This is a genomic window from Ideonella sp., from assembly GCF_041287625.1.
In the GTDB taxonomy this organism is placed as follows: Bacteria; Pseudomonadota; Gammaproteobacteria; order Burkholderiales; family Burkholderiaceae_C; genus Ideonella.
This window is the reverse complement of the sequence record NZ_JBGGNH010000058.1, coordinates 23029-39696: the sequence shown is the minus strand read 5'-3', so window position 1 is coordinate 39696 and position 16668 is coordinate 23029. Positions and strand designations below refer to the sequence as shown.

The window sequence follows — 16668 nt, the reverse complement described above, 5'->3', positions numbered from 1 at the left end:
TGCCGGTCCTGCAGGCGCGCCCCCTTGAGGGGGCCGGCGAAGCCGGCAGGGGGTGGGCTCAATCACCGCGAATGCTGCGCGTGATGCGGGTCTATCCATTCGCCGCGCAGCAGGGCCAGCGGGGCCTTGCGGTACAGCAGGATGTCGTGGAAGGGGTCGGTCAGGATCTTGGTCATCCAGGCCAGGCCGGTCTGCACGTTGAACAGGAAGAACAGGTGCACGGTGCGGAAGATCAGGCCGCCCACGCCGAGTGCGAGCCAGAAGATGCCGACGTCGTGGATGTAGCCTGCGGTGTCGGTCGCCGGCTCGATCAGGCCGCCGAGTGACGGCGTGAGCCACAGCAGCACCGGGGCCAGCGCCCATGCGGCCATCAGCACCACCTTGCGGCGCAGGTTGTAGCCGACCTTGATCTCTTCCTTGTGCTCGTGCGTGGCCTGGTTGACCTGGTCGTAGCCCTTGGGCTCGAAGAAGAAGTGGCCGGCCTGGCGGCTGGTCATGGACACACCCCAGGCCAGCAGCGCGGCCATGGCCGGGTCGACGAACAGCAGGGCATAAGCGACCACGAAGCTGCAGGCGCTCAGCAGGTGCAGCGACTGGTTGATTCGGCTGTGGTGGTAGTAGCGGTGGTCATCCCAACGCTGCACGCGCAGGGTCTCCAGGAACTCGCGGACGACAGGCACGGACATGCACTCCTTCGATTGACGGTGCGGCAGCATGCGTCCGGCAGATGAAGCGGCCGTGAAACGCGCGTGACAGCACGGTGTCGGTGCTGCCGTGGTGCCGTCATCGCGCTGTTGCATTGCCATCGCAACATCTTGCAATGGAGACGTGCGTGATGACCCCCAAGAAGCTGCTGGCTGCGCAACTGGACATGGCGCCCGATGACATCGTCGTGGACGACTACCCGCCCGAGCGCCGCTCGCTGCGCATATCGGTCGTGACCGAGACCTACCCGCCGGAAGTCAACGGCGTGGCGCGCACCATTGCCAGCGTGGTCGAGGGCCTGCGCGCGCGCAACCATGCGGTGCAGCTGATCCGCCCGGGACAGCGCCGTGGTGAGCAGGGCAGCGACGCGCCGGGATTCCACGAGGTGCTGATGCGCGGCCTGCCGATCCCGCGCTACCCGCAGCTGCGCATGGGGCTGACCTCCAAGCGCACGCTGGTGAAGCTGTGGTCGGTGCGGCGGCCGGATGTCGTGCACATCGCCACAGAAGGGCCGATGGGCTGGTCCGCGCTGCAGGCCGCGGTGCACCTGAAGCTGCCGGTGTGCTCGGACTTCCGCACCAACTTCCACGCCTACAGCAAGCACTACGGCGTGGGCTGGCTGCACAAGCCCATCATGGCCTACCTGCGCAAGTTCCATAACCTGACGCAGTGCACGATGACGCCCGACGAGGGCCTGCGCCAGGCGCTGACCGACTACGGTTTCCGCAACGTGATGGTCGTGGCGCGCGGCGTGGACACGCAGCTGTTCCACCCACGTTTCCGCAGCGAGGCCTTGCGCGAAAGCTGGGGTGCCGCGCCGGGCGATCTGGTGGTGGTGCACGTGGGCCGGCTGGCCGCCGAGAAGAACCTGGGCACGCTGATGCAGGCCTTCGAGGCGGTGCGACAGGTGCAGCCGCGCGCGAAGCTGGTGCTGGTGGGCGACGGGCCGGCGCGCAAGGACCTGCAGGCCCGCTGCCCGCAGGCCGTCTTCGCCGGCATGCGCCATGGCGACGACCTGGCGGCCCACTACGCCAGCGGCGACCTGTTCATGTTCCCCAGCCTCACCGAGACCTTCGGCAACGTGACGCCCGAGGCGCTGGCCAGCGGCTTGCCGGTGCTGGCCTATGACTACGCCGCGGCCAGCCAGCTGGTGCGCCCGCAGCTCAGCGGCCTGCTGGCGCCGATGAACAACCCGTCCGAATTCGTGCGCATGGCCGCCTCGCTGGCGGCCGACAGAGAAGGCCTGCGCGTTTTGTTTTTTAATGATACGGCGACCACCGAGACGCTGGGCTGGGACCGCATCGTCGCCAGCATCGAACACATGTACCACGGCCTGCTGCAGCGGCCGCTGGAGACAGTGCACGCGCTGCCGCCGGCCGGCTTCGGTTCGCTGCGCGCCTGAACGCAAGAGCGCATGGCGCCTGAGGAAACGCCGGGCCGCCCCAAGTTTCCTCATCCCCCTCGGGGGGGCGGGCCGGGCGAAGCCCGGACCTTGGGGGCGGCATCGAGCAAGCTGCTGCGCGCCGCGTGCACCTCGGCACGCCGGCCGCGCCAGATCAGCCAGCCCATGGCCGCCGAGACCGCCAGGCCGAAGCCGCTCATCAGCGGAACCAGAGGCACCTCTGATGCGATCAGCGCGGCATAGCCACCCAGCATCAACAGGATGCTGAGGTTCTCGTTGAAGCCTTGCACCGCAATCGAGCGGCCGGCCGTCAGCAGCGCATGGCCGCGGTGCTGCAGCAGCGCATTCATCGGTACCACCAGGATGCCGCCCACCGCCCCAGCCAGCGCCAGCAGCGGCAGCGAAGGCAGCAGCGTGTCCTGCAGCGCGATCAACACGATGAGGCTGCCCAGTGCGACGCCGGCCGGCAGCACCCGCATGGCCTGGTTCAGCGGCACGCAGCGGCCGGCCAGCGCGGCCCCGGCCACCACGCCCAGCGCCACCACGGCCTGCAGGTAGGCGGCCTGGTCCAGCCGCAGGCCAAGCCGTTCCACGGCCCAGCGCAGCACCGCGAATTGCAGCGTGGCGCCCACGCCCCAGAACAGCGTGGTGACGGCCAGCGACAAGCCGCCAGCACCGTCGCGCCACAGCCGGCGGTTGGCAGCGCGGAAGTCTCGCACCAGCGCCAGCGGATGCAGCGTCGCGCGCGGGTAACGCACGCCGCTGTCCGGCACACCCAGTTGAAGCAGCGCGGCCAGCGCATAGGTGAGCAAAAGCCCGCCCAGCGAGACCAGCAGCGGCGAGGCCAGCGGCCAGTCGCCCGCCAGCGCCAGCGCATGCGCCCACTGCGCCAGCGCACTCGCGCGCAGCGGTTCGGCCACCAGCGCACCGCCCAGCACCGTGCCCAGCAGCGCGGCGCCAACGATGGAGACTTCGATCCAGCCGTTGGCCGCCACCAGCCGAGGCCCCGGCACCAACTCGGTCACCAGCCCGTACTTGGCCGGGGCATAGGCCGCCGCCCCCAGGCCGGCCACCGCATAGGCCGCGACCGGGTGCAGCCCCAGCAGCAACCCGCCAATGCCCAGCAGCTTCACGCCGTTCATCCAGGCCATCAGCCTGGCCTTGGGCATCGCGTCGGCCAGCGGGCCGAGCCAGGGCGCGAGCAGCACATACGACAGCGTGAACGCAAACTTCAGCAGCGGCGCCCACCAGGCCGGCTGCCCCTGCTCGGCCAGCAGCGCCATGGTGACGATCAACAAGGCGTTGTCGGCCAGCGCCGAGGTGAACTGCGCGGCGATCAGCAGGTGGAAGCGTGGTGGCATGGAGACGGCTTGAAGGTGGCCGGATTGGACCGGCGCCGCGTGCCAGCGCCGTGACAAGGCGGTGACGGGACCGCGTCGATATAGTGCCGGCCATGCTCCGTCTCACGCTCCTGCGGCTGGGCCTGGCCTTGCTGCTGGTGCCGGTGCTGCTCAGCCTGTCCGCCAGCTGCGGACCGCGCCACCTGCACCCCGCGCTGGCCACGCTGCCGCCGCGCATGCTGTGGGCCTGGGAGCGGCCGGAAGACCTGCGCGGGTTGCCGGCGGACGTGGGCGTGGCCTGGCTGGCCCGCACCATCGAGCTGGACGGCCGGCACACCCTCGTGCGGCCCCGCGGGCAGGCGTTGCAGGTCTCGCCCGGCACGGTGTTGCTGCCGGTGCTGCACGTGGACCTGATCTGGCGCCGCCCGCCGCGCTTCAGTGACGACCAGCGCGAACGTGTCATTCAAGAAGCGCTGGACCTGCAGCGCAGCACTGGCGCCAAGGTGCTGCAGCTCGACTTCGAGATCGGCCGCTCGCAGCGCCCGTTCCTGGCCGAGGTCGTCAGCCAGCTGCGCCGCCGCCTGCCGCCGGACGTGGCACTTTCGATGACCGCGCTCGCTTCCTGGTGCGCAGGCGACGCTTGGCTGGCCCACATCCCGGCCGACGAGATTGTGCCGATGGCCTTCCGCATGGCGAGCGACGACACCGAGATCCGCGCCCTGCTGGCCCGCCGCGGCCAGTTCCCGCGCGCCCGCTGCCAGGCCGCCGCCGGCAGCGCCACCGACGAGCCGATGCCCGCGCTGCGCACCCCGCGCCGCTACTACTTCTCTCCCCGCTCCTGGACACCCGAACAATGGCAACAACTGCCCGCCGCCAGCGCCTCGCTCTGAGCTTGCGCATCGCGCTTCACGCGACTTGGATGCTGATCGCCTCGTCGACCTGGGCCAGCGGCGGGGGTGACGAATTCAGCGACAGCGTCTTCGCGCCAACTTCTGCAGTCGACGCCTCCGCGCTGCCTGGCTATGTGGGAGGCCAGCTCGGCGTGCTGCAACCGGGTTACAGCCGCATCTACCTGTTCTTCGCTTGGCGCGCTGCCCAGGCTCAAGCACTGAGCCCGGCGGAGGCACAGTCGCTCACCATCAACGGCTGGCAGTCAAGACCATCGAGCGACGTCGGCGCTGCGGTGGGTGCATGGCTGCAGGCCCGTCAAGCCGCGCTTGAAGGCTTGCCTCCGGCGAGCCGCCCCGCGGCTTTGACTGTGGACGATCCCTGGACCTATGCCGGTCGTGGCGACTGGAGCTACTTGACCACCAACTGCGCGCAGGACGCTTTTGTGCGCGCCCGCCAGACACTCGCCGAGCGCCAGCAGCTCGGCGCGGCCTGGCCCGCCTGGGGGGGGCGCTGGTTGACGCAGCAGGACCAGGTGTTCGCCCAGTGCCGAGGCAAGGCTGATGCAGCTTTGCCCGCCCCACCGCCTGACGGGGCGCCGAGCTGGCTGCGACAGGACCACGCATATCAACTGGCCGCGGCACACTTCTACCAAGGCGACTACGCCACCGCCCGCGCCGGCTTTCAGGCTGTGGCGCAAGACATCACCTCGTCATGGCACACGCTGGCCGCGTACCTCGCTGCGCGCTGCCTGATCCGCGAGGTGTCTTTCCGCCCCCAGGCCAGCAGCGAGCCAAGCTGGATTGCCGAGACGCTGGGCGTCGCGCGAACCGAGCTGGTGCGGCTCGCGCCGGCCTATCCGCCGGCCACCGACCTGGTCGGTTGGATCGACATGCGTCTGCGCCCTGCCGAACGCCTGAAGGCGCTGGCACTGCAGCTCGACCACGGCCGCTTCGATGCCAGGCGGCAGGCAGAACTCAACGACTACCTGGTCAGCCTGGCACCGCTGCCGCCGCAGCGCCTGGTGGCGGCGGCCGAGCCGATGACCCGCTGGATCGGCGTGATGCAGGCCATGGTCGACCAGGGCAACGCAATGACCCTCCAGGCCGAAATGCAGATCGCGGCCGTGCAGGACCCGCTCACCGGCACCGCGCTGCGCAGCCAAGCGCTGGCCGTGGCGCGGGCGCAGTGGCAGGCCACGCACGCCCCCGTCTGGCTGGTGCCCTTGCTGTCCCAGGCGCTGCCGCCTGGCCCGAAGGTGCCGCCCGAGCGCCTGCTGAGCACAGAAGAGCGCCAGGCCGCATTGGCCGTGCCGCCCAGCTCGCCGCTGTACCAGCACCTGCGCTACCACCTGCTGCGGCTGCGCATCGCGCAGGGTGACGGCGCTGCGGCAGACGCGGAACTCGCCGCGCTGCTGGTCGACCCGAAGCAGCCGATGGGCGACGCCACGCGCAACCGCTTCCTCGGCCTGAAGGTCCAGAGCGCAAGCACGCTGCCGGGCTTTCTCGCCACCGCGCCGCGCCGCATCGTGCTGCCGCTGGGCCGGCCCATCATCGACGCCGACCGCGCCAGCCGCGACACCCCGCAGGCCGCCGCGCCCATCGTCGGCCTGGACGGCGACTTCCTCTGGCCGCTCTACCACCAGCTGCCGCTGGCGATGCTGATGGCGATCCGCCAGGCGCCGGAACTGGCCACCGAGCGCCAGCGCCTGACCGAGGTGATCTGGACCCGCGCGGTGCTGCTGGGCCAATGGGCCGTGGCGGATTCGCTGGTCGACGAGCTGGCCCGCCCGCGCGGCACCACCCAGGAACTGTGGCGCCGCTTCAAGGCCGCCAGCACCCCGGCCGACAAACGCGACGCCGCCACCGTGATCTGGGTCAACACACCCGAGCTGCACCCCGGGCTGAACCTGCCGGACCCACAGGCCTACGGCGAATGCAACAGCGTGGGCTGGTCGCTGCCGCAGCAGGGCGACGGCAGCGAGGCAGCGCCCGGACCTGCGCCCGCCTTCCTGTCCACCGCCGAGCGCGCACAGGCTGCCGAGCAGCTGCGCCAGCTGCGCACGCTGAAGGACCGCAATCCCGCACTCGCACCGGCCCTGCTGGCCTGGGCCAAGGCCCACCGAGACGACCCCGAAGCCCCGAAGGCCCTGCACTTCTTCATCGCCAGCACCCGCAAGGAGTGCCGCCGCTACGACCCCGCGCATCCCGATGCGCCGCCACCCGCACACCCGCGTGAAGCCTTCGAGCTGCTGCACAAACTGTGGCCGAAGAGTGAATGGGCCAAACAAACCAAGTACTACTACTGACCTCATGCGCCGCACCTCATTGCGTCCCAGGCCGTTGGCCATCGCCGCGCTGGCCAGCTTGCTCAGCTTGCCGGCCCTCACACACGCCAGCGGCGGCGACGGCTTTGCCGAAAGCCCGTTGACGCCCGAATGGCATGTGCCGGCCAGCGAGCTGCCGGCCTATGCAGCGGGCCGGCTGGGCGTGCTGCCGGGCAGCCACTGGCGCATCTTCCTGTTCCTGGCCTGGCGTGCCGCGAACGGCCACCCGCTGAGCGCCGAAGAGGTCAAGGCGCTGGACCTGAACGCGTGGCGCGTAGGCCCCTGGTCACATGGCATTTCGATGGAGACGGACAACGCGGACAGCATGCTCAAGGCCTGGCAGGCGGCTCGGGATTCGGCCGCTGCCGCATTGCCTTCGGCGAACCGGCCGGCGGCGCCAGCCCGCATCGGCACCGAACGCAGCACCGAGGACTGGAGCAGCTACCTGAACTGCCCGGCGGATGCTTTTGCACGCGCCGCGCAAACGCTGGCCACACGCCAGCGCCTGCCGGATTGGCCGGCCTGGGGCGGCGTGTGGCTTGCGCAGCAGGACCAGGTCTTTGCCAACTGCGCGCCCGACGACGCCCGCCCCGGCCAGCCGGCGCCACCGCCACGCCTGCCCGCCGCGCTGACCGCTGGCGCACCGGCCTGGCTGGCGAAGGACCGCGCCTACCAGTTCGCCGCAGCACAGTTCTACGCCGGCCAGTACCCGGCCGCGCGCAGCGGCTTCCAGGCCATTGCCAAGGACGGCACCTCGCCCTGGCAGCCGCTGGGCGCCTACCTCGCGGCACGTGCGCTGGTGCGCCAGGCGACGCTGGCCATCGGGCCGGAACGCCAGCCCGACCGCAGCGAGACCGGCTGGCGCCAACCGCTGAGCACCGCGCGACAGGAACTGCTGGCGCTGGCGCCCACCCAGCCCGCGGCGGCCGCGCTGGTGGGCTGGGTGGAGGCGCGGCTGCGGCCGCGCGAGCGCGCACAGGAGCTGGGGCAACAGCTGGCCAGTGCGCCGATGAACCGGCAGACCATCGCCGCGCTGGGCGACTACCTGCGGCTGCTGGACGGGCTCTCGCCGCAGCAGCTGGCCCAGTCGCCGGACCCGATGACGCGCTGGATCGGCCTGATGCAGGCCAGCCAGGATGGCCCCACCGGTGCGGACCCGGCGTCGCAGCAACCGGCGGACGATGCCACCGAACGCGAGGCCGCAGACCGTGGCGCGCTCGAAGGCGGCGCGCTGCAGCGCCTGGCCGCAAGCTTGGCCCGGCAGTCGGCGGCCAAGGACAGCAAGGCGCCCGCCGGCCTGTGGCTGGCGCCGCTGCTGGCCCTGGCGCGGCCGGCCGGTGCCGGCATGCCGCCCGAGCGGGTGCTGACCGAAGCCGAACAGCGCGCAGCCCTCGCCGTGCCGGCCACCTCGCCGCTGTACCAGCACCTGCGCTACCACCTCGCGCGGCTGCAGATCGAGCAGGGCCAGGGCGCCGCGGCCGACGCCGGCATCACGGCGATGCTGGCCGATGCGAAGCAGCCGATGAGCATTGCCACGCGCAACCGATGGCTGGGCCTGAAGATGCTCAGCGCACCGACGCTGGCCGGCTTCCTCGCCGCGGTGCCACGCCGCGTGCCGACCGAGGAGGCGGGACAACCCATCATCGACGCCGACCGCACCGCCGAAAAAGGCACCTCAAATCCGGAACCGCCACCCCCGCAGTTCCAACCGGCCGACGACTTCGCGCTGCGCCTCTACCGCAACCTGCCGCTGTCGGTCCTGAAGCTGGCCCAGCGCGCCCCGGCGATGCCAGGCACTGAAACCACCCGCCTGGCCGAGGTCATCTGGACCCGCGCCGTGCTGCTGGGCGACTGGGCCAGTGCAGACGACATGGCGCCGCTGCTCGCCGCCCCGCGCTCTACCACCAAGCCCCTGTGGGACCGCTACGCCGCGGCCACCAGCCCGGCCGCCAAACGCGAAGCAGCCGTCGTCATCTGGGCCAACACACCCGAGTTGGACCCGGCCGTCGTCAACGACCAGGGCCTGCAGCAGTCCTGGGGCTGCATCACCTACGCCAACACGGACACCACCGCCGACCCCACCCACCTCGCCGGCCCCGCCTTCCTCAGCGCCGCGGAGCGCGACGCAGCGCAGGCCGAAAGGGCCAGGCTCCAGGCCCTGCCGCTGCGCAGCGAATACCTCGGCCCGCCGCTGCTCGCCTGGGCCCGCAGCCACACGGCGGACCCCGAAGCCCCCAAAGCCCTGCACTTCTTCATTGCCAGCACCCGCATGGAATGCCGCGGCGTGCCCGCCCACCCCCGCCCCAAGGACGACCCCGCCACCGACTCGAAAGACGCCTTCCAGCTGCTGCACAAGCAGTGGCCGAAAAGCGAGTGGGCGGCGAAGACGAAGTATTACTACTGAATCCATCTCGATGAGCAAGCCTGTCAACACTCCGCCTTCGGCACCTGACACCGCCCCACCACCACTGCTCACTTGGCAACACGCCGCCGCCCTCTCCACCTTGATTGTCGGGATCAGCACCGTGGTGCTGCACACCGTTGGCAGCATTCGTCACAACAACTACCTCGCCGCTTGGGGCTTGGATGCAGACTTGTTCCCGAAGTCGCTGGACTGGATGTTGATCCACGGCTTCTATGGCGTGTTCAACCGGCTGAGCTGGCTGTTCTCGTTTGCCTGGAACAACCTCGGTCGGTTCTTGCTAGCCGTTGCCGCCTTGGTGGCGTACTTCTTCCTGCTCAGCACGCCAGGCCCCGAAGGCGACGGCTTGCGACGGTGGCTGCAGGCCAGCAAGGCCTGGGTTCGGCGCCTCATCAAGGTCGCGTTGTTTACTTTCATTGGCAGCATGTCGGCGCTGCTGGCAATGTTGCTGATTTACCTGGCCATCGTCCTCCTCGGAGCGTTGGGGGAGTCAGCAGGCCTGGCCGGTGCCGAGCAAAGCAAGCTGGAATTTAGGAAGGGCTGCGCTGCCTCGAAACCCCGCTGCGTCACGCTGCTGCGCGACGACAAACCCATTGCGCATGGCTACTTGCTGGATAGCTCGCCCGAGCATATTGCGCTGTTCGACGTGGACCTGAAGCAAGCCCGAGCCATTCCGCGTGACGGGCTGGAGTTGCGCAGCGATCCCGAGCGAACAGCGCTTGCCACCAGCGCAGCCAGCGCCGCCTCCCAACCTTGAGTCATCGCGCCGATGCTGGACTCGGTGAGCAACACAGCGCCGAATTGTTCGGCCAGCTGCGCAATCTCGGTCAGGGTCAGTGGTAGTCCTCTTCGCGCTGGTGACGCGCGCCGATCACGAGGACCAGCTCGGGGGTGCGGATGTCGAAGCGAAGGACGTATCCAGTGGCGCCGAAGGGCACGATGAGTTCGCGCAACGATGGGCGGGCACCCACCTTGCGGTAGCTGTAGGGCGTGGTCGCGAGGTGGCTGTTGGCCACCGTGCGGAGCACCTCGATGGCGTCTTGAGCGCGCATGGCCTGCTCGACCGTCTCGGCGCGGGCCAGCAGAAAGTCAAAAAGACGATCCAGATCGGCATCCGCCTCGGGGGTGAACTCGACTTTGAACGTCATTTGCGCAGCTGTTTCACCCGCGCTGCGACCTTCGCCTCCAGTTTCGACAGGACAACATCCGCCGCGACGGAAATCCCGGTGCGTTCGTAGTTCGCCAGCGAGGCGTCGCAACGGGCAGCGAAGTCCGTTTGCATTCGCCGGAATTCGACGGCGTTGCGAACCGCGGTCTCGACAAAATCGGTCAGGGTCTCTCCGGGCAGCAGCGCAGCGTCGAGATCGGCGCGCAACTCGGGCTCGACGCGCACTTGCGGAATGACGGCGGTTTTCATGCGCGAAGTGTAGTGCGGGCGCACTACATGCTCAAGCCGGTGTTGGCCGGTGGCTTCTCGGCTTTCTGGTGGACGCCGAACACATCAAGCAGCCGTTCGCTACCGCATCAGCGCGCTGGCGATCGTCCCGACCGTCTGGAGCGCCTGCTCGAATCCGGGATGATCGGGATGCCCGAAATTGATCCGCACGTGATGGCTGAAACGCCGGTCGGCCGAGAACAGCTGGCCCGGCGCGAGGCTGATGTCCTGCGACAGGGCCAGCCGGTGCAGTTCCAGCGCATCGACCTGCGGCGGCAGTTCCACCCACACGAAGTAGCCGCCCTCCGGCTGCGTGGCCCGCGTGCCGGCGGGGAAGTGCTCGGCGATGGCCCGCTGCACCACGTGCAGATGCCGCGCCAGCGTGGCGCGCAGCTGGCGCAGGTGGCGCTCATAGCCGCCATGTTCCAGGTACTCGCTCAAGCCCTCCTGAGAGGGCAGCGGCGCGGCGAGGGAGCTCATCAGCTTTCGCTGCGCCACTTCGCGCGCGAAGCGGCCTGCGGCCACCCAGCCCACACGGTAGCCCGGCGCCAGCGTCTTCGAAAACGAACTGCAGTGCATCACCAGTCCCTGGCGATCCCAGGCTTTCGCGGGCCGTGGCTTGTGCGCGCCGAAGTAGAGCTCGCCGTAGACATCGTCCTCGATCAGCGGCAGCCGATGCTGTGCGAGCAGCTCCACGAGCGCCTGCTTGGCGCCATCGGGCATCAGGCTGCCGAGCGGATTCTGGAAGTTCGGCATCAGCCAGCAGGCCTTGACGGGATGCTGGGCGAGCACGGTGGCGAGCGCTGCCACGTCAATGCCGGTGCGCGGGTGCGTGGCGATCTCCACCGCGCGCAGGCCGCGCCGCTCCAGCGCCTGCAGCGCGGCGTAGAAGGTCGGCGATTCAACGGCCACCAGGTCGCCCGGCTGGGTCACGCTCTCCAGGCAGAGGTTCAGCGCCTCCATCGCGCCGTTGGTGATGACCAGTTCTTCGGTCTCCACGCCGCAGCCCATGCCGAGGTAGCGCAGGCCGATCTGGCGGCGCAGCGCGGCGCTGCCGGGCGAGAGGTCCTCGACCGTGCGCCACGGGTCGAGCCTGCGCAGCGCCTTGCCGGTGGCCATGGCCAGCTTGGGCAGCGGGAACAGCGCGGGGCTCGGGAAGGCAGAACCCATCGGCACCAGCGTGCGGTTCCTGGTGTGGCCGAGCACCTGGAAGACGAGCTCGGAGACAGCCACGGGCTGATCGCTCACTGCCGGCCTGGCGCTCTCTGGCTCCACCTGCCGGCCCACGGCGGGGCTGACGAAATAGCCGGCGCGCGGCCGCGCTTCGAGCAGGCCGCGCGCTTCGAGCAGGTAGTAGGCCTCGAACACCGTGGACGGGCTCACGCCGCGGCTGCGGCTGGCCTCGCGCACCGAAGGCACGCGCTGGCCCACGCTCAGCTGGCCGGCGGCGATCGATTCCGCGATCTCATGGGCGATGGCTTCGTAGCGCTTCATGGGCTCTGATCCGCTTTTTCTGCTCAGGATCTGAGCCTGGGCTTTGGGCGCGGTTTTTGGCACAGTCTGCGCTGAAAGCTGGGTCCGGTCATGCGTCCGACCCGGTCTGTGCGAAGGGTGTCGTGGCGCTTCATCGGCCTTGAATGAAGCGCCTTCTCAAGATCGTCAGTGTCAAGCAATCGCCTGGAAGTACCCCAAAATGGAATGGATCCCCATCGTCTTCGTGACCTTCAAGCTAGTCGTGTTCGGCACGGGCATGTTCTTCGCCATCAAGTGGCATCACGATCAAGCGAAGAAGAACAAGAAGAAATGACGCAACCATCACCGCAGCGTCACCGCCCCCATCGCCGGGTCGCTGATGCTGTGCGCGCCGGTTTCCAGGCGGCCGGCGGCGCGGCGGGACCAGCTGCTGGCGGGCTGCCCGCTGACGCTGAATTGCAGGTCGTACCAGCCCTGGGAGCTGCTGAGGTCCAGCAGCCAAGTCTGCTCGCCGCCGGCGGGCAGCACGACGCTCCACGGGCCGTCCTGGCGGTAGGCCAGCGGCTGGATGACCACGGTGCAGGCGCTGCTGCCCGGGTTGCTGAGGTGAACCTGCAGCGACTGACCCTGCGGCTTGGCCTTGACGTTGACAACCGGCGCTGCGCTGGCTGAAGCCGTGCCGCTGAACTGCCGGTGGAAGCCGTTGGGGCCCAGCACCCAGAGGTCGTACTGGCCCTTGTCCTTGGCCAGCGGCCAGCTGCCCGAGAGCGACAGGCCGGCGCCCACGGTGTAGCGGCGCGGGCGCCGGGTCAGGTGCAGGCGGTCATACACGTGGAACACGGCGCCGGCGCTGCCGTTGTTGACGAACTTCAGCGACAGGCTGGGCGAGCTGCCGGTGACCAGGCTGGCCTGCACCGCGAGTGCATACGGCAGCGCGCGCGAGGGCTTCACGCCGGCGGGCTGCACCGGCGCGGTCTGCGTGGCTTCGCTGGGCACCGGCACCTTGGGCAGGGCTTCCTGCTGCACCCGCAGTGCGTCCACGCCAGCCTTGGTCAGCAGCGTCATCTGCGGCGGCTGTTCGGTGTTGGGGTCGAAGAAGTTGAAGACCGACAGCAGGTCGCCAGCGACCACGCGGCGCCACGGGCTGATGTTGCTCTCGGCCACGCCGAAGCGGGCTTCGAGGAAGCGCAGCACCGAGGTGTGGTCGAACACCTGCGAGTTGACCCAGCCGCCACGGCTCCAGGGCGAGATGGCCATCATCGGCACCCGCGGGCCCATGCCGAACACGCCCTTGTCCGGCTTGGGCTGGCCTTTGGACCCGGGTGGCGCGGGCTGGGTGAAGCGCTCGGCGCTGACGTCCACGGTGGACGCGCCGGCCTCGCTGCCGTCCGAGTTGAGCGAAGGCGCGCCGGGCGGCGGCACATGGTCAAAGAAGCCGTCGTTCTCGTCGAACATGACCAGCAGCACGGTCTTGCTCCACACGTCCGGGTTGGCCGTCAGCGCGTTCAGCGCCTCTTCGACGTACCAGGCGCCCTGCGCCGGGCAGGACGGCGACGGGTGTTCGGAGTAGGTGGCTGGCGCGACGATCCACGACACCTGCGGCAGCGCGCCAGCGGCAATGTCGTCGCGCAGCGCCTGCAGGAAGCCGCCGTCTGGCATGGTGTTGGTCGTGCCCTTGGCCAGCGGGTTCAGCGCGTCCATCGCCGGGGTGTAGGCCGGATAGGGCGAGCCATCGGGCTGGTTGCCCACGTCCAGGTTGGCCTGGCGATAGGGCACGAAGCCGGCCAGCGGGTTGTCGGTGAAGTTGTCCGGCAGGTTCTGGTAAAGCTTCCAGCTCACGCCGGCCTGCTGCAGGCGCTCGGGGTAGGTGGTCCACTGGTAGCCGCTGGTGGGCGCTTCCATGCCGTCCCATTCGTTGACCACGACCGCCACGCCGGCGGGCTGTGCGCCATTGCTGCCGGTCCACAGGAACAGGCGGTTCGGGTTGGTGCCGCCGTGCAGGCTGCAGTGGTAGGCGTCGCAGACGGTGAAGGCATTCGCCAGCGCGTACTGGAACGGCACTTCGGCCTCGGCGTAATGGCCCATCGCGTGGTTGGTCTTGAACAGCGGCCAGTGCGAAAGCCGGCCGTCCCCCCAGGCGCCTTGCGCGTCATGCCAGCTGTGCGGGTTGCCGCCGTCGCGCTGGGCGTTGCCGATGCTGCTGTCCAGGTGATAGGGCATCACGGTGCGCACGCCGTTGCTCTGCTGCCAGACCGTCTTGCCACCGGGCAGCGGGATGGTGAAGCGGTCGCCATAGCCGCGCACGCCGGGCAGCAGGCCGAAGTAATGGTCGAACGAGCGGTTCTCCTGCATCAGGATCACCACATGCTGCACGTCCTGGATGCTGCGCGTGGCGTTGTGCGCCGGGATGGCCAGCGCGCGGGCAATGGCGGCGGGCACGCCGGCACTGGCGGCAGCGGCCGCGGCGGTTTGCAGGAACTGGCGGCGGTCGACTGCGCTCATGAAATACCTCGGTTCGGTCGTTGCCGGCCACGGTAGCCGAGCGACCGGGCCAGCGGCATCCCCAGCTTGTCAACCAGCGGTGACAGAACCAAGACAGGACCGCAGCTTGCGCTAACGTCTGCGCTTCATTCCTGGAGAGTTTGCCGGTGTCATTCGCACGTTCCACCCGATCATCCCAGCGCAACGCTTCCCTGGCCGCCTGTCGCGTGCTGTTGCTGGCCGGGCTGATCCACGCGGGCCTCAGCGCCGCGCAGCCTGTCGTGCCGCCACCACAGCCGGCGGCACCGGTGGCCGCACTGCCCGCCCCTTCGGCCACGCCCTACCCCGGCCGCATCATGCTGGCGGTGGACGCGACCGACCTGGACCACCGCGTGCTAGCCGTCACCGAGACGCTGCCGGTCGTGCCGGGCCGGCTCACCTTGCTCTACCCACGCTGGCTGCCCGGCAACCACGGGCCCACCGGCAACCCGAATCCGCTGGCCGGCCTGCAGGTGATGGCGGGCGACAAGCCGCTGGCCTGGCAGCGCGACCCGGTCGAGATGAACGCCTTCCACATCGAGGTGCCCGCCGGCGTCTCGCAGTTGACGGTGCGCTTCGAGCACCTGAGCCCGCTGAAGTCCGAGCAAGGTCGGATCTCGATGTCGCCCGCATTGCTGGGCGTGCAATGGAACACCGTGCTGCTGTACCCGGCCGGGCATGCGACCGACGGCGTCGACGTGCAGGCCCGGCTGCGCCTGCCCGCAGGCTGGCAGGCTGCCACCGCGCTGCGTGCACCGGACGGCCAGCTGGCCAAGCCTGGCGACGGTGGCTGGCTGGCCTTTGGCAGCGTCTCGGCGACCACGCTGGTCGACTCGCCGTTGTTCGCCGGGCCGAACTTCAAGCGCATCGAGCTGGATCCGCCCGGCACGCCGCACCCGGTGGCGCTGAACCTGTTCGCCGACGAAGCCGACCAGCTTGAGGCCAAGCCCGAGCAGATCGAGGCCCATCGCAAGCTGGTCCAGCAGACCGACAAGCTCTACGGCGCCCGCCACTGGCGGCACTACGATTTCCTGCTGTCGCAAAGCCGGGAGTTCGGCGGCATCGGGCTGGAGCACCACGAGTCCAGCGAAAACGGCGTGCGGCCGGGCTACTTCAAGGACTGGGACAAGGCCGCCCGCGGCCGCGACCTGCTGGCGCACGAGTTCACCCATTCGTGGAACGGCAAGTTCCGCCGACCCGACGATTTGTGGACCGCCAACTTCAACCAGCCGATGCGCGGCTCGCTGCTGTGGTTCTACGAAGGCCAGACCCAGTTCTGGGGCCATGTGCTGGCCACGCGCAGCGGGCTGGTGAGCGCCGCCCAGTTCCGCGACGACCTGGCGCGCAACGCCGCCGACCTGGCCCACCGCGGCGGCCGCGGCTGGCGCACGCTGCAGGACACGACCAACGAAGGCCCGATGGACGCCGGCCGCAACAAGCCCTGGGGCGACTGGCAACGCGGCCGCGACTACTACGAAGAAGGCCGGCTGATCTGGCTGGAGGCGGACATGCTGATCCGCGAGCAAAGCGGCGACAAGCGCTCGCTGGACGACTTCGCCCGCGCCTTCTTCGGCGCAGCGCATGCCAATGCGCCCGACGGCAGCATCCTGCCGCGCACCTACGCTTTCGACGACGTGGTCAAGGCGCTGAACAGCGTACAGCCCCACGACTGGGCCCGCTTCCTGCGCGAGCGGCTGGACCGCACCGGCACCGACGCAGCCCCGCTGGGCGGCCTGGCCCGCAGCGGCTGGCGCCTGGTCTACGACGAGAAGGAAAGCGAATTCGCCAAGGCCGGCGACGGCTGGGGCGACACCGGCGGCCAGGACCTCTCCTACTCGCTGGGCCTGCGCCTGGACAAGGACGGCAACATCGGCGGCGTGCGCTGGGACGGCCCTGCCTTCCAGGCAGGCCTGGCACCCGGCGAACAGGTGCTGGCCGTCGGCATGCAAACCTGGAAACCCGAGCGCCTGGCCGCCGCCATCACCGCCAACAAGGCCGGCCAGGCCCCGATCGAGCTGCTGGTGAAGGTGGGCGAACGCTACAAGCTGGTGAAGATCGACTGCCGGGGCGGGCTGCGGTATCCGAAGCTGGAGCGCATTGCGGGGACGGTGGATCGCTTGGAGGCGGCGTTGAAGGCGCGTTGAAGCGGCCTGACCT

13 protein-coding genes are annotated in these 16668 nt (G+C 69.6%); 7 read left to right on the top strand and 6 right to left on the bottom strand.

Going from position 1 to position 16668, the window contains the following annotated elements; genetic code table 11:
- Positions 1–62: 62 nt before the first annotated feature.
- Complete coding sequence (locus ACAH41_RS21365; protein WP_370538458.1) at positions 63–686, bottom strand: hypothetical protein; 624 nt, start codon at positions 684–686, stop codon at positions 63–65.
- Positions 687–835: 149 nt separating this feature from the next.
- Between ACAH41_RS21365 and ACAH41_RS21360 the strand changes: the two genes are divergently transcribed.
- On the top strand, positions 836–2107 hold the full coding sequence (locus ACAH41_RS21360; RefSeq protein WP_370538457.1) for a glycosyltransferase family 4 protein: 1272 nt from the start codon (positions 836–838) through the stop codon (positions 2105–2107).
- Between the two features lie 50 nt (positions 2108–2157).
- On the opposite strand, the gene lplT is transcribed toward ACAH41_RS21360, so the two are convergent.
- Positions 2158–3468, bottom strand: a complete 1311-nt coding sequence (lplT, locus tag ACAH41_RS21355; RefSeq protein WP_325650324.1) for a lysophospholipid transporter LplT — start codon at positions 3466–3468, stop codon at positions 2158–2160.
- A gap of 92 nt (positions 3469–3560) precedes the next feature.
- On the opposite strand from lplT, the gene ACAH41_RS21350 reads away from it, so the two are divergent.
- From ACAH41_RS21350 to ACAH41_RS21335, 4 genes are read left to right on the top strand one after another with little or no spacing between them, the layout of a single operon-like run.
- Positions 3561–4337, top strand: coding sequence for a hypothetical protein (locus ACAH41_RS21350; RefSeq protein WP_325650323.1), 777 nt, complete (start codon positions 3561–3563; stop codon positions 4335–4337).
- Between the two features lie 29 nt (positions 4338–4366).
- On the top strand, positions 4367–6643 hold the full coding sequence (locus ACAH41_RS21345; RefSeq protein WP_325650322.1) for a hypothetical protein: 2277 nt from the start codon (positions 4367–4369) through the stop codon (positions 6641–6643).
- 4 nt (positions 6644–6647) lie between these two features.
- Complete coding sequence (locus ACAH41_RS21340) at positions 6648–9065, top strand: hypothetical protein (RefSeq protein WP_325650320.1); 2418 nt, start codon at positions 6648–6650, stop codon at positions 9063–9065.
- 10 nt (positions 9066–9075) lie between these two features.
- Positions 9076–9840 carry a hypothetical protein gene (locus ACAH41_RS21335; protein ID WP_325650318.1) on the top strand — a complete coding sequence of 255 codons (765 nt, stop codon included), beginning with the start codon at positions 9076–9078 and terminating at the stop codon, positions 9838–9840.
- Between the two features lie 76 nt (positions 9841–9916).
- On the opposite strand, the gene ACAH41_RS21330 is transcribed toward ACAH41_RS21335, so the two are convergent.
- The 3 genes from ACAH41_RS21330 to ACAH41_RS21320 all read right to left on the bottom strand — a co-directional run bounded on the left by ACAH41_RS21330 (position 9917) and on the right by ACAH41_RS21320 (position 12012).
- Positions 9917–10231 carry a type II toxin-antitoxin system RelE/ParE family toxin gene (locus tag ACAH41_RS21330; RefSeq protein ID WP_325650316.1) on the bottom strand — a complete coding sequence of 105 codons (315 nt, stop codon included), beginning with the start codon at positions 10229–10231 and terminating at the stop codon, positions 9917–9919.
- The gene (locus ACAH41_RS21325; protein WP_325650314.1) at positions 10228–10500 is read right to left on the bottom strand and encodes a YlcI/YnfO family protein; all 273 of its coding nucleotides are present in this window, start codon (positions 10498–10500) and stop codon (positions 10228–10230) included. Before ACAH41_RS21325 ends, ACAH41_RS21330 begins: the two co-directional genes overlap by 4 nt.
- Before the next feature lie 99 nt (positions 10501–10599).
- Complete coding sequence (locus ACAH41_RS21320) at positions 10600–12012, bottom strand: PLP-dependent aminotransferase family protein (protein ID WP_325650312.1); 1413 nt, start codon at positions 12010–12012, stop codon at positions 10600–10602.
- 139 nt (positions 12013–12151) lie between these two features.
- Here ACAH41_RS21320 and ACAH41_RS21315 point away from each other — a divergent pair, with 139 nt between their 5' ends.
- Positions 12152–12325, top strand: a complete 174-nt coding sequence (locus tag ACAH41_RS21315) for a hypothetical protein (protein WP_325650337.1) — start codon at positions 12152–12154, stop codon at positions 12323–12325.
- 8 nt (positions 12326–12333) lie between these two features.
- On the opposite strand, the gene ACAH41_RS21310 is transcribed toward ACAH41_RS21315, so the two are convergent.
- Complete coding sequence (locus ACAH41_RS21310; RefSeq protein ID WP_325650310.1) at positions 12334–14493, bottom strand: phosphocholine-specific phospholipase C; 2160 nt, start codon at positions 14491–14493, stop codon at positions 12334–12336.
- 146 nt (positions 14494–14639) lie between these two features.
- Here ACAH41_RS21310 and ACAH41_RS21305 point away from each other — a divergent pair, with 146 nt between their 5' ends.
- Entirely contained in the window at positions 14640–16655 is a 2016-nt protein-coding gene (locus tag ACAH41_RS21305; RefSeq protein WP_325650307.1) for a peptidase M61, read from the top strand.
- Positions 16656–16668 lie beyond the last annotated feature (13 nt).

What these genes read in the sequence shown, in the direction of transcription:
- ACAH41_RS21365 (WP_370538458.1), bottom strand. Translation starts at nt 686, where the DNA reads ATGTCCGTGCCTGTCGTCCGCGAGTTCCTGGAGACCCTGCGCGTGCAG.
- ACAH41_RS21360 (WP_370538457.1), top strand. Translation starts at nt 836, where the DNA reads ATGACCCCCAAGAAGCTGCTGGCTGCGCAACTGGACATGGCGCCCGAT.
- lplT (WP_325650324.1), bottom strand. Translation starts at nt 3,468, where the DNA reads ATGCCACCACGCTTCCACCTGCTGATCGCCGCGCAGTTCACCTCGGCG.
- ACAH41_RS21350 (WP_325650323.1), top strand. Translation starts at nt 3,561, where the DNA reads ATGCTCCGTCTCACGCTCCTGCGGCTGGGCCTGGCCTTGCTGCTGGTG.
- ACAH41_RS21345 (WP_325650322.1), top strand. Translation starts at nt 4,367, where the DNA reads ATGCTGATCGCCTCGTCGACCTGGGCCAGCGGCGGGGGTGACGAATTC.
- ACAH41_RS21340 (WP_325650320.1), top strand. Translation starts at nt 6,648, where the DNA reads ATGCGCCGCACCTCATTGCGTCCCAGGCCGTTGGCCATCGCCGCGCTG.
- ACAH41_RS21335 (WP_325650318.1), top strand. Translation starts at nt 9,076, where the DNA reads ATGAGCAAGCCTGTCAACACTCCGCCTTCGGCACCTGACACCGCCCCA.
- ACAH41_RS21330 (WP_325650316.1), bottom strand. Translation starts at nt 10,231, where the DNA reads ATGACGTTCAAAGTCGAGTTCACCCCCGAGGCGGATGCCGATCTGGAT.
- ACAH41_RS21325 (WP_325650314.1), bottom strand. Translation starts at nt 10,500, where the DNA reads ATGAAAACCGCCGTCATTCCGCAAGTGCGCGTCGAGCCCGAGTTGCGC.
- ACAH41_RS21320 (WP_325650312.1), bottom strand. Translation starts at nt 12,012, where the DNA reads ATGAAGCGCTACGAAGCCATCGCCCATGAGATCGCGGAATCGATCGCC.
- ACAH41_RS21310 (WP_325650310.1), bottom strand. Translation starts at nt 14,493, where the DNA reads ATGAGCGCAGTCGACCGCCGCCAGTTCCTGCAAACCGCCGCGGCCGCT.